Origin of the sequence: Klebsiella sp. GB_Kp056, assembly GCF_040064755.1 — a bacterium.
GTDB classification, from domain to species: Bacteria; Pseudomonadota; Gammaproteobacteria; order Enterobacterales; family Enterobacteriaceae; genus Klebsiella; species Klebsiella quasipneumoniae.
Genome location: NZ_JBEAJA010000044.1, coordinates 74,574 through 86,808 on the forward strand (window position 1 = coordinate 74,574; position 12,235 = coordinate 86,808).

General features: G+C 61.9%; 11 protein-coding genes. 3 read left to right on the top strand and 8 right to left on the bottom strand.

Annotated features, from left to right (window positions below; genetic code table 11):
- Positions 1-96: 96 nt before the first annotated feature.
- From ABLV52_RS10720 to ABLV52_RS10730, 3 genes are read right to left on the bottom strand one after another with little or no spacing between them, the layout of a single operon-like run.
- Positions 97-567, bottom strand: a complete 471-nt coding sequence (locus ABLV52_RS10720) for a DUF1456 family protein (protein ID WP_023290420.1) — start codon at positions 565-567, stop codon at positions 97-99.
- A 47-nt stretch (positions 568-614) separates the two neighbouring features.
- Positions 615-1,334 carry a two-component system response regulator BtsR gene (gene btsR / locus ABLV52_RS10725; RefSeq protein WP_023290421.1) on the bottom strand — a complete coding sequence of 240 codons (720 nt, stop codon included), beginning with the start codon at positions 1,332-1,334 and terminating at the stop codon, positions 615-617.
- Positions 1,328-3,016, bottom strand: a complete 1,689-nt coding sequence (locus tag ABLV52_RS10730; protein WP_004189065.1) for a sensor histidine kinase — start codon at positions 3,014-3,016, stop codon at positions 1,328-1,330. Before ABLV52_RS10730 ends, btsR begins: the two co-directional genes overlap by 7 nt.
- A gap of 229 nt (positions 3,017-3,245) precedes the next feature.
- Here ABLV52_RS10730 and ABLV52_RS10735 point away from each other — a divergent pair, with 229 nt between their 5' ends.
- A complete protein-coding gene (locus ABLV52_RS10735) occupies positions 3,246-3,359 on the top strand; it encodes a protein YohO (RefSeq protein ID WP_002912762.1) in 114 nt (37 codons plus the stop codon).
- On the opposite strand, the gene ABLV52_RS10740 is transcribed toward ABLV52_RS10735, so the two are convergent.
- The 5 genes from ABLV52_RS10740 to bglX all read right to left on the bottom strand — a co-directional run bounded on the left by ABLV52_RS10740 (position 3,334) and on the right by bglX (position 9,511).
- Entirely contained in the window at positions 3,334-4,071 is a 738-nt protein-coding gene (locus ABLV52_RS10740) for an ABC transporter permease (RefSeq protein WP_023290422.1), read from the bottom strand. The two genes, ABLV52_RS10735 and ABLV52_RS10740, sit on opposite strands and share 26 nt — an antisense overlap.
- Positions 4,055-5,002: an ABC transporter ATP-binding protein gene (locus ABLV52_RS10745; RefSeq protein ID WP_023290423.1), complete on the bottom strand. Its 948-nt coding sequence runs from the start codon at positions 5,000-5,002 to the stop codon at positions 4,055-4,057. The genes ABLV52_RS10740 and ABLV52_RS10745 overlap by 17 nt, the downstream gene beginning before the upstream one ends.
- Positions 4,995-6,152, bottom strand: a complete 1,158-nt coding sequence (locus tag ABLV52_RS10750; protein ID WP_049014354.1) for an ABC transporter permease — start codon at positions 6,150-6,152, stop codon at positions 4,995-4,997. The genes ABLV52_RS10745 and ABLV52_RS10750 overlap by 8 nt, the downstream gene beginning before the upstream one ends.
- A gap of 7 nt (positions 6,153-6,159) precedes the next feature.
- Positions 6,160-7,077, bottom strand: a complete 918-nt coding sequence (locus ABLV52_RS10755; RefSeq protein WP_236948276.1) for an ABC transporter substrate-binding protein — start codon at positions 7,075-7,077, stop codon at positions 6,160-6,162.
- Between the two features lie 136 nt (positions 7,078-7,213).
- Entirely contained in the window at positions 7,214-9,511 is a 2,298-nt protein-coding gene (gene bglX / locus ABLV52_RS10760; protein WP_032453511.1) for a beta-glucosidase BglX, read from the bottom strand.
- A 194-nt stretch (positions 9,512-9,705) separates the two neighbouring features.
- On the opposite strand from bglX, the gene dld reads away from it, so the two are divergent.
- A complete protein-coding gene (gene dld / locus ABLV52_RS10765) occupies positions 9,706-11,451 on the top strand; it encodes a D-lactate dehydrogenase (protein ID WP_048297897.1) in 1,746 nt (581 codons plus the stop codon).
- Positions 11,452-11,536: 85 nt separating this feature from the next.
- On the top strand, positions 11,537-12,091 hold the full coding sequence (locus tag ABLV52_RS10770) for a GNAT family N-acetyltransferase (protein ID WP_002912829.1): 555 nt from the start codon (positions 11,537-11,539) through the stop codon (positions 12,089-12,091).
- Positions 12,092-12,235 lie beyond the last annotated feature (144 nt).

Here is a 12,235-nt window from a genome sequence, read left to right on the forward strand (position 1 = left end):
TCCGGCTTTTTTTTGCCCGGCGGCGCTACGCTTGCACGGGCCGACGGGTTTTGTATTTTGTAGGCCGGGTAAGGCGAAGCCGCCCCCGGCTAACCATCACGCCTTCGGGTTATGCACCCGCTGGGTCAGGCCGCGCAGGAAATTGCGCAGAAACTGGTCGCCGCACTCGCGGTAGTTTTTGTGGTCAGGCGACCGCATCATGGCGGTCACTTCCGGCACCGAGACGCGGTATTTCTGCTCGCTCATGATCGCCACAATATCGTCCGTTTTCAGCGAGAAGGCGATCCGCAGCTTTTTCAGCACCGTATTGTTATTCACCCGGCGCTCCAGCGCCAGCTCCGGCGCTGAATCGTCTTTACCGCGCTTGTCATAGATAAGGCCGTTGAGGAAACCCGACAGGATAATGTCCGGGCAGCGGACAAAGCCCTCTTCATCCTCTTTCGTCGTCCAGGTGTCAAAGCTGGCGGAGGTGGATTCCATGTCGGATAGCGCAAGAATGCGCACCATATCGTTATTATTGACTTTCAGGGTGTAGCGCAGGCTACGAAGAATATCATTACTGAGCATGAGTGCCTTTTACTGTCGATGATGCAATGGGGCGCAGTGTAGCAGCTTTACAGGCCAATCGCCTCTTTCAGGCTTTTTAAATAGCGCCGGCTCACCGGCACCGTTTGCCCGGCGCGCATCAGCAGCTCCGCCTGACCATTCTCCTCCAGGCGAATCTCCTTCAGGTGCGCCATATTCACCAGATACTGGCGATGACAGCGCAGCAGCGGCGTGCGGCTCTCAAGGGTGCGCAGGGTCAGCTCGGTAAACCCTTCCTTGCCCTCGCGGTCGGTCACGTAGATCCCGCTCATCCGGCTGCTGACAAAGGCCACATCCTCCATCTGCAGCAGCCAGATACGGCTGTGGCCGGTACAGGGTATGTATTTCAGCGTCTGCCGGGCGTCATCCAGCAGCGACACATCCTGCAGATTACGCTCCTGGCGCAGGCGGGCGAGGGTTTTCTCCAGCCGGGCAGCTTCAATCGGCTTGAGCAGATAGTCAAAGGCGTGCTCCTCAAAGGCTTTCACCGCGTATTCATCAAAGGCGGTGAGAAACACGATATAGGGGCGGTGCTCCGGGTCGAGCATCCCGACCATCTCCAGGCCGCTGATGCGCGGCATCTGGATGTCGAGAAACAACACGTCGGGACGCAGCTTATGGACCGCGCCAATCGCCTCCACCGCGTTGCCGCATTCGCCGACGATCTCGATATCGCGCTGAGTCTCCAGCAAAATACGCAGGTTTTCCCGCGCCAGCGGCTCATCATCGACGATCAATACTCTCAGCATGCATTCTCCTCCAGGGGCAAACGTAGGGTGACACGGGTAAAGCGCTCCGGTTCGCAGGTGACGCTGATGCCGCAGTCGGCGCCAAAACGCGCCCGAAGCCGCCTGTCCACCAGATTCATCCCCAGCCCGCTGGCCTGTGGGTTGGCCCGGTACAGCCCGGCGTTATCTTCGATATCCAGCTGCAGCCAGCGATCGTCCTGGCTGGCGCGAATGGTAATTTCGCCGACGCCAAGATGTTGCGATGTGCCATGCTTAATAGCGTTTTCCACGATCGGCTGCAGGGTAAAGGCCGGCAGCTGGTGATGCGCCAGCCCTTCCGGCACCGCCATCTGGATCTGCAGGTTAGCCTGAAAGCGGGCCTTCTCAATCTGCAGGTAGGCGTTAACATGCTCGATCTCATCGGCGAGGGTGACGATTTCTGTCGGCCGCTTCAGGTTCTTGCGAAAGAAGGTCGACAGATACTGCACCAGCTGGCCGGCCTGCTCGCTGTCGCGACGGATCACCGCCTTCAGGGTGTTAAGCGCGTTAAACAGGAAGTGCGGGTTGACCTGGGCATGCAGAAGCTTGATTTCGGATTGCGTCAGCAGCGCCTTCTGCCGCTCGTACTGCCCGGCCAGGATCTGCGCCGACAGCAGCTGGGCAATCCCCTCCCCGAGGGTGCGGTTGATCGAACTGAACAGGCGGTTTTTCGCCTCATACAATTTGATGGTGCCGATCACCCGCTGGTTCTCGCCGCGCAAGGGGATCACCAGCGTCGACCCCAGCTTACAGTGCGGATGAATCGAGCAGCGGTAGGGCACCTCGTTGCCGTCGGCATACACCACCTCCCCGGTCTCTATCGCCCGTTGCGTATACGAGGAGGAGATAGGTTTGCCCGGCAGGTGATGGTCGTCGCCGATGCCGGTAAACGCCAGCAGCTTGTCGCGGTCGGTGATCGCCACCGCGCCGATATCCAGCTCCTGGATAAGCACCTGGGCCACCTTCATGCTGTTCTCTTCGTTGAACCCCTGGCGCAGGATCCCCTCGGTGGACGCCGCCACCTTCAGCGCCGTGGCGGAAAAGGCGGAGGTGTACTTCTCGAACATCGCCCGCTTGTCCAGCAGAATGCGCATAAACAGCGCCGCGCCGACGGTATTGGTCACCATCATCGGCGCGGCAATGCTCTGCACCAGATGCAGGGCGTCCTGGAACGGGCGGGCGATCAGCAGAATAATCATCATCTGCACCAGCTCGGCCACGAAGGTGATCGCCCCGGCGGTCAGCGGGCTAAAGACTTTGTCCGGCCGGCCGCGCTTGACCAGCACGCTGTGCACCAGACCGCCCAGCAGCCCCTCGACGATAGTGGAGACCATGCAGCTTAAGGCGGTCATCCCCCCCAGCGAGTAGCGGTGCAGGCCGCCGGTCAGCCCCACCAGCCCGCCGACCACCGGGCCGCCGAGCAGGCCGCCCATCACGGCGCCAATGGCGCGGGTGTTGGCGATAGAGTCTTCGATATGCAGACCGAAATAGGTCCCCATAATGCAGAAAATGGAGAAGGTGACGTAGCACAGCAGCTTGTGCGGCAGGCGAACGGTGACTTGCATCAGGGGGATAAACAGTCGGGTTTTGCTCATCAACCACGCGATGACCAAAAATACGCACATCTGCTGAAGCAGCAGCAACACCAGATCAAACTCGTACATACCCGCAAACCACACATTCCTGAAAGCGCGTACCTTACACTGCCTGGCGGAGACTTTCTTTGAAGCCCTGCATAAAAATGAAAAATGACGGGCAGGATCACACTTTTTTGCGGCGCGTGACGCAGCGAAAGCGGCAAAAAGCCCGGCGCGGCGCGCTAAACCGCAATTAATGTTTCATTAACACCTGTGCTTCACCGTATAATCCCCCTGTTAACATCAGGAGTCTATTATGAAGCCAGCGAAAATCGCGGTCGTCACTCTCTTCTTACTTATGGCCATCGGCGGGATCAGCGGCGTGATGCTGGCCGGCTATTCCTTTATTGTACGTGGCGGTGTCGGCTGAGCCAGCGGGCCAGGCGCTCAAATGCGCGGTCGACAATAATCGCCGCCAGCGCCACCAGCAGCGCCCCCTGCACGATATAGGCGGTATTAAACCCGCTCAGGCCGATGATGATCGGCGTCCCAAGCGTATTGGCCCCCACCGTCGAGGCTATCGTCGCGGTACCAATATTGACGATGACCGAGGTGCGGATCCCCGCCAGGATCACCGGGGCCGCCAGCGGCAGCTCCACCTTGCACAGACGCTGCCAGCCGGTCATGCCCATCCCTTCTGCCACATCTGACACGCCCGACGGTATCGACCCCAGACCGGCCAGAGTCCCTTGCAGCACCGGCAGTATGCCATACAGCGCGAGGGCGATCAGCGCCGGCAGCCAGCCAAAGCCCAGCACCGGCACCGCCATCGCCAGCACCGCCACCGGCGGAAAGGTCTGTCCGATAGCGGCGATGGTCTCCACCAGCGGACGAAACGCGCTGCCCGCGGGCCGGGTGACCGCCACCCCTGCCCCCAGCCCGACAGCGGTCGCCGCGAGGCTGGACGCCGCCACCAGCCACCCGTGATCGACAGTGAGCGCCCAGAAGCTCTCCTGCTGGTAGACCGGCCGCGGCAGTTCCGGAAACAGCCGGCTGAACAACGGCGCGCTGTAGGGCAGCCCCGCCAGCAGGCCGATAAACAGCGCGCTAAGCCACCACAGCGGCTCACGAAGCGCCTTCATGACTCGCCTCCTGGCGCAGCAGATCGGCAAAATGCAGCGTGCCGCAGGGTTGCCCCTCGGCATCCACCACCGGCAGCGCCTCGCAGCGCCGGGCGACAAACTGCGACAGCGCTTCCCGCAGGGTCATGGTGACGGTCAGCCCCTCGCCCGCCAGCCGCTCGTCGGGACGCAGATAGTCCCGCACCTCGCGCAGCGACAGCAGGCGCACGCCCAGCTCGCTGCGGCCAAAAAAGGTTTGCACAAAGCGATTCTCTGGCCGCATGAGCATCTCAAGCGGCGCCCCCTGCTGGACCACCTCGCCGCCGTCCATCAGCACCAGGTGGTCCGCGAGACGCAGCGCTTCGTCAATATCATGGGTCACCAGGACAATCGTCCGCCCCAGCAGGCGATGGATGCGCAGCATCTCCTGCTGCAGCGCCTCACGGGTCACCGGGTCGAGGGCGCCGAAGGGCTCATCCATCAGCAGTACCTCCGGGTCTGCCGCCAGCGCCCGCGCCACCCCGACCCGCTGCTGCTGGCCGCCGGAGAGCTGGTGAGGGTAGCGGTCGCGCAGCGTTGCCTCCAGCCCCAGCAGCGCCATCAGCTCGTCGACCCTGTCGGCGATCCTCCCCCGCGGCCATTTTTGCAGCTGCGGCACGGTGGCGATATTCTGCGCCACCGTCCAGTGGGGAAACAGGCCGATGGACTGGATGGCATAGCCCATCCGCCGCCGCAGGGTCAGGAGCGGCTGCTGGCGGATGTCTTCGCCGGCAAAGCGAATCATGCCCCGGTCCGGCTCCAGCAGGCGGTTGATCATTTTCAGCGTCGTCGACTTGCCCGAGCCGGAGGTTCCCACCAGCACCGAGAAAGCGCCTTCGCGCAGCTGCAGGGTCAGGTCCTTCACCGCCGGGTGGCCGGCAAACGCTTTGCTGACCCCTTCAAATTCAATCATTGGCCTCTCCTTTCAGCCAGGCGCCCCACAGGGCGAACAGGGCATCCACGACCACCGCCAGGGCAATGGTCGGCACGACCCCGAGCAGCACCAGATCCAGCGCGCTGCTCAGCAGCCCCTGGAACACCAGCGCGCCAAAGCCGCCGGCGCCGATCAGCGCCGCCACCACCGCCATGCCGACGGTTTGCACGCTGACCACCCGCAGGCTGCGCAACAGCACCGGCATCGCCAGCGGGAGCTGCACCAGACGAAAGCGCTGTCCGGCGCTCATGCCCATCGCCGTCGCGCTCTCCAGCGCATCCCGCGGCACCTGCTGCAGGCCGGTCACCACCCCGCGCACCAGCGGCAGCAGCGCATACAACGTCAGGGCGATCAGGGCCGGCGCCACGCCGGTCCCGGAGACGCCCAGCTCGCCCAGCGCCGGGAAATAGCGCGCCAGACCGGCAAGCGGGGCAATCAGCAGGCCGAACAGCGCCACCGACGGGATAGTCTGGATCACATTGAGCACGGTGAAGGCCGGCGCCTGCCAGCGCGGACGCCGCCAGAGCCATACCCCCAGCGGCAGGCCAATGATCAGGCCCGGCAGCAGGGTGCCAAACAGCAGAAGCAGATGCTGGCGCAGGGCGTCGTCAAACACCTCCTGGCGGTTGGCATACTCCTTCAGCAGCGAGAGCTGATCGAGCGCCCCGGCGGCGAGCAGGATGATGGGCAGAAGCCAGACTTGCGCATTGAGCAGCCAGCGCCACAGCGGCCGGGCGGTAAGATGACGAATGGCCTCGCTGGCCAGCAGCAGGCAGAGCGCCAGCGACAGCCACAGACCGCTGCCGGGCGAGGTGCGCGCCAGCGGCGAGCCGTGCCGGGAGAGCTCAATCGCCGCCTGGCCGCTGCCCCAGATAAGCAGCGGGAAGAGCAGTTCGGCCAGCAGCAGATGGAGAAGCGGCGCAACCCTGCCCGGCAGCCAGCAGAGCAGGATCCCGGCGAGGGCTGCCGCCAGCTGAACGCCGGCGAGCCAGGGCATCACCTGCCACAGCCCGCGCCCTTCCCCGGAGAGTAAGCGATTCGGCGCGTAAGCGATAAACGGCAGCGCCAGCGTAACCAGCAGCAGGCCTGTCAGCAGCAGGCCGACGCGGTGAGTACAGCGAATGGTCACCGGTGGCTTACTTCAGCAGGCCTTTCTGCTGCAGATAATCTGCCGCCACGCGCTTCGCATCCTGGCCTTCCACCGCGATGCGGGCGTTGAGCTGCTGCAGGGTCTTTTCATCGAGGCTGGCGAAGACCGGCTTCAGCCAGTCGGCGATCTGCGGGTAGGCTTTAAGCACCGCCTCGCGCACCACCGGCGTCGGGGCGTAAATCGGCTGCACGCCCTGCGGGTCGCTCAGCGTCTGTAACCCCAGAGCCGCCACCGGGCCGTCGGTGCCGTAGGCCATCGCCGCGTTGACGCCGGAGGTCTGCTGCGCCGCCGCTTTGATGGTCACCGCCGTATCGCCCCCGGCCAGCGACAGCAGCTGGTTCTGGTTGAGTTTGAAGTCATACGCTTTTTCAAACGCCGGCAGCGCGTCCGGGCGTTCAATAAACTCCGCCGAAGCCGCCAGCTTAAATTCGCCGCCCTGCTGCAGATAGCGGCTGAGGTCGGCCAGCGAGGTCAGATGATTTTTCTCCGCCAGCTCCTGGCGCACGGCGAGGGTCCAGGTGTTGTTAGCCGGCGCCGGGGTGAGCCATACCAGCTGATGTTTCTCCTGATCCAGGCGTTTCACCTTCTCATAGCCCTGCCGGGCATTCTTCCATGCCGGGTCGTTTTCATCTTTAAAGAAGAAAGCGCCATTGCCGGTATACTCCGGATAGATATCCAGCTCGCCGGCGACAATCGCCCCGCGCACCACCGGCGTGGTACCGAGCTGGATTTTATTAATCGTTTTGACGCCGTGGTTTTCCAGCACCTGCTGGATCATATTGCCCAGCAGCGCCCCTTCGGTATCAATTTTCGAGCCGACCTTCACCGGCTCCGCCGCCTGCAGCGGCACACTTATCAGGGCGGCCAGCGCCAGCGCGCCGGACCATTTCGTCGCCATCTTCATCCCGCTTCCCTCAGTTCTTTTGCGCTTCGCTTACAGAAGCTTAAGAGAAAAGCGTAGTCCATTTGCCAGCGATACGAAAAAGAAAAGGCCGATTAATCGGCCTTTAACGTGTGACGTTGGGCTTAAGGGCTCTGCCTTACAACAGCTCAAACTCGCTCTGCTGCACGCGGGCGGAGTCCACGCCGATAAAGACATTGAATTTGCCCGGCTCAGCGACGTATTTCATCTGCTGGTTCCAGAACTTCAGCGCGTCGACGTCGATCGGGAAGCTGACGGTTTGCGTTTCACCCGGCTTGAGGGTGACCTTTTTAAAGCCGCGCAGCATTTTCACCGGCCGGCTCATGGAGGCGGTGACGTCCTGCAGATACAGCTGAATGACCGTCGCCCCTTCGCGTTTGCCGGTGTTGGTCACCTGCACGCTGGCGGTCACGCTGCCGTCGCGCGGCAGGGTGGCCGACGACATGGTGACATCGGAGACGCTAAAGGTGGTGTAGCTCAGGCCGTAGCCAAACGGGTACAGCGGGCCGTTGGCCTCATCGAAGTAACGCGAGGTGTACTTGTTCGGCTTCTCCGGATTATACGGCCGACCGGTATTCAGATGGCTGTAGTAGGTTGGGATCTGCCCCACCGAGCGCGGGAAGGACATCGGCAGCTTGCCCGACGGGTTATAGTCGCCAAACAGCACGTCGGCGATGGCATGCCCGCCTTCGGTGCCGGCAAACCAGGTCTCCAGCAGCGCATCGGCTTGCTGATCCTCTTTCACCAGCGCCAGCGGACGGCCGTTCATCAGCACCAGCACCAGCGGTTTGCCGGTGGCTTTGAGGGCGGCAATCAGATTGCGCTGGCTCTGCGGCAGGGTGATGTCGGTCCGGCTGGAGGCCTCATGGGCCATCCCCTGCGCCTCGCCCACTACGGCGACCACCACGTCGGCTTGCTTCGCCGCCGCGACGGCTTCGTCGATCATTTCCTGCGGCGAGCGCGGGTCAACCTGCACTGCTTTCTCATACAGATTGAGGAAATCGACAATGCCTTTGTCGTCGGTAACGTTCGCCCCTTTGGCGTAAATCACTTTGCCGTTATCGCCCAGCGCTTCTTTGATGCCGGTCAGGACGGTCACCGACTGATCGGCCACGCCCGCCGCCGACCAGCTGCCCATCATGTCGCGTTTGCTGTCCGCCAGCGCGCCCACCACCGCGATAGTGCCGGATTTTTTCAGCGGCAGCGTATCGAGACGGTTTTTCAGCAGCACCAGGCTCTCGCGGGCCACTTCGCGCGCCTCTTTACGATGCAGACGGCTTTCCGCGTTGGTGTCCTGCGGGTCAGAATCTTTTGGTCCCAGGTGGCTGTACGGATCGTTGAACAGCCCCATGTCATATTTGACGTTGAGCACATGTCGGGTGGCGTCATCCAGCTCAGCCATGGTCACCTTGCCGGATTTCACCAGCCCCGGCAGGTATTTGCTGTAATACTCGTCGCTCATGCTCATGTTGATGCCGGACTTCAGCGCCACGCGCACCGCGTCTTCCGGGTCGGAGGCCACGCCGTGCTTGATCAGCTCTTTGATGGCGCCGTGGTCGGAAACCGTGATGCCTTTAAAGCCCCACTGGTCGCGCAGGACATCTTTCAGCAGCCAGGAATCGGCGGTCGCCGGGGTGCCGTTCAGCGAATTCAGGGCCACCATCACCGCGCCGCTGCCGGCATCGAGTCCGGCTTTATACGGCGGCATATAGTCGTTGAACAGACGCTGCGGGCTCATGTCGACCGTGTTGTATTCTTTCCCGCCCTCCACCGCGCCGTAGGCGGCGAAGTGCTTGACGCTGGTCATCACCGAATAGCGGTCAGCAGGGCTCTTGCCCTGCATCGACTCCACCATCGCCTGGCCCATCATCGTGGTCAGATACGTGTCTTCCCCGAAGCCTTCGGAAGCGCGTCCCCAGCGCGGGTCGCGGGAGACGTCGACCATCGGCGCCCAGGTCATGTTCAGCCCGTCATCGGCGGCTTCATAAGCTGACACGCGGCCCACGGTTTTCACCGCGTCGAGGTTAAACGACGAGGCCAGACCGAGGCTTATTGGGAAGACAGTGCGCTGGCCGTGCAGCACATCGTAGGCAAAGAACAGCGGGATCTTCAGGCGGCTAAGCTGCATCACCTGATCCTGCATAACGCGGATATCCGGACGGGTGACGGTGTTAAAAATCGCTCCCACCTGGCCCGCTTTGATCATCTCGCGGATCGCTTCTTTCGGGTTATCCGGGCCGACGCTTATCAGACGCAGCTGGCCGATTTTCTCGTCCACGGTCATTTTTTTCAGCAGGTCGGTAACAAAGGCATCCCGCGCCTGCGGGGTCAGGGGGTGGTTACCAAACAGTTCATCCGCCAGCGCGGGTTGCAGCGCCAGACTCACGGCGACGCCTACAGTGCAGAGCCATTTCATTGTTATCTCGCTTTTTCTCAGACGGGGACTTGGTAAAACATAATAAAAACCGCAGTTTGCCATATATATAAACAACGCGCCCGCAGAATGCTAAGGTTCTTCTCTGATTTTTGCGAAACATTCATGCATCAAATTGTCATACAAAGCGCTATGCTTATCCTCGATATTTCGCGCACCACCACAAGGAGTGGAACATGTCATCTGCACCCACTAACACCCATAAAACGTTTCTGGCTGACCTGGCGCGCCTGGTTGGCCCTTCGCATCTGCTGACCGACCCGGCAAAAACCCAGCGCTACCGCAAAGGCTTCCGCTCCGGCCAGGGCGAAGCGCTGGCGGTTGTCTTTCCCGGCACCCTGCTGGAACTCTGGCGCGTACTTAACGCCTGCGTCGACGCCGATAAAATCATTTTGATGCAGGCGGCCAACACCGGCCTGACCGAAGGCTCCACCCCCAACGGCAATGATTACGATCGCGAGATCGTGATTATCAGCACCCTGCGCCTGGATAAGCTGCATCTGCTGGACAAAGGCGAGCAGGTGCTGGCCTGGCCCGGCACCACTCTCTATTCACTGGAAAAAGCGCTGAAACCGCTGGGGCGCGAGCCGCACTCGGTGATCGGCTCATCGTGCATCGGCGCGTCGGTGATCGGCGGGATCTGCAACAATTCCGGCGGCTCCCTGGTGCAGCGCGGGCCAGCCTATACCGAGATGTCGCTGTTCGCGCAGATTGACGCCGACGGTAAGCTGAAGCTGGTCAACCATCTGGGCATCGATCTCGGCAGTACGCCGGAGCAGATCCTCAGCCGACTCGACGACGAGCGGATCAGCGATAGCGATGTGCTGCACGATGGCCGTCACGCCCACGATCACGACTATGTTACCCGCGTGCGCGATGTCGATGCCGACACCCCGGCGCGCTACAACGCCGACCCGGACCGCCTGTTCGAATCCTCCGGCTGCGCCGGTAAACTGGCGGTTTTCGCCGCGCGTCTCGATACCTTCCCGGCGGAGAAGCGCCAGCAGGTGTTTTACATTGGCACCAATCAGCCGCAGGTATTGACCGAGATCCGCCGCCATATCCTCGCCGAGTTCCAGCATCTGCCGGTGGCCGGGGAATATATGCACCGCGATATTTACGATATCGCCGAGAAGTATGGCAAAGACACCTTCCTGATGATCGACAAGCTCGGCACCGACAAAATGCCGTTCTTCTTCACCATGAAGGGGCGCACCGACGCGATGCTGGAGAAAGTGTCGCTGTTTAAGCCGCACTTTACCGACCGCTTTATGCAGAAGCTCGGCCACGTCTTCCCGGCGCATTTACCGGAGCGGATGAAAACCTGGCGCGACAAATATGAACACCATCTGCTGCTGAAGATGGCCGGCGACGGCATCGAAGAAGCGCAGCGCTGGCTGACGGCGTACTTCCAACAGGCCGAGGGGGAGTTCTTCGCCTGCACGCCGGAGGAAGGCAGCAAAGCGTTCCTCCATCGCTTTGCCGCCGCGGGCGCGGCGATCCGCTATCAGGCGGTGCATGCTGACGAGGTGGAAGATATTCTGGCGCTGGATATCGCCCTGCGCCGTAACGATACCGAGTGGTTCGAACATCTGCCGCCGGAGATCGACAGCCAGCTGGTGCATAAGCTCTACTATGGCCACTTTATGTGCCATGTATTCCATCAGGATTACATCGTCAAGAAAGGGGTCGACGCCCATGCGCTGAAGGAGCAGATGCTGGCGTTGCTGAAAGCCCGCGGCGCCCAGTACCCGGCGGAGCATAACGTGGGTCATCTGTATGAAGCGCCGGAGAGCCTGCAGCAGTTCTATCGCCAGAACGATCCGACCAACAGCATGAACCCGGGGATCGGCAAAACCAGCAAGCAGAAATACTGGGGTGAAGCGGCCCCGACGCCGGCCTCCCCGACGGATCCGCAATAATCGGCGGCAGGACTATTCAGCCTGGCGCTTCTGTATTACGCTGCACGCCGGAGAATGTCTCTCCGGCAGATTCAGGAGCGCCGCCATGCCTGCAGAGGCCCCGTTACTCGACAGTGATTTAGAAATTCGTGAAGCGCTGCCCGACGATGCGCACGCCATCGCCGCGCTGTATGTCTGGCACGTGCTCAATGGCCGCGCCTCATTCGAAGAGATCCCCCCCACCGTTGACGAAATGCGTAAACGGATCCAGACCGTGCGCGATAACGGGCTGCCCTGGCTGGTAGCGCTGTGGCGCGGGGCTATCGTCGGCTACTGCTACGCCACTTTCTATCGCCCGCGCCCGGCCTATCGCTACACCCTCGAAGAATCGATCTACGTGGAATCCGGAATGGGCGGGCGCGGCATCGGCAGCGCGCTGCTGTCGCGGCTGATCGCCGAATGCGAGAAAGGCCCATGGCGGCAGATGCTGGCGATCATCGGCGATGGCCATAATAATGCCGGCTCGCTGGCGATCCATAAAAAGTTCGGTTTTACCGTGGCAGGTCAGCTGCGCAGCGTCGGCTATAAGATGGGCGACTGGCGGGATACGTTGATTATGCAGCGCGCGCTGGGTGACGGCGACTGGACGCTGCCGGAGTAATATTCGGCGTCACATCCCGCGGCTCGCGGCATAAACGCCCCAGCCCGATTGCCCGGCGGCGCTGCGCTTGCCGGGCCTACTAAGGGGCGGAACCCGGCGCCAAATAACGTAGGCCGGATAAGGCGTTAGCCGCCATCCGGCACA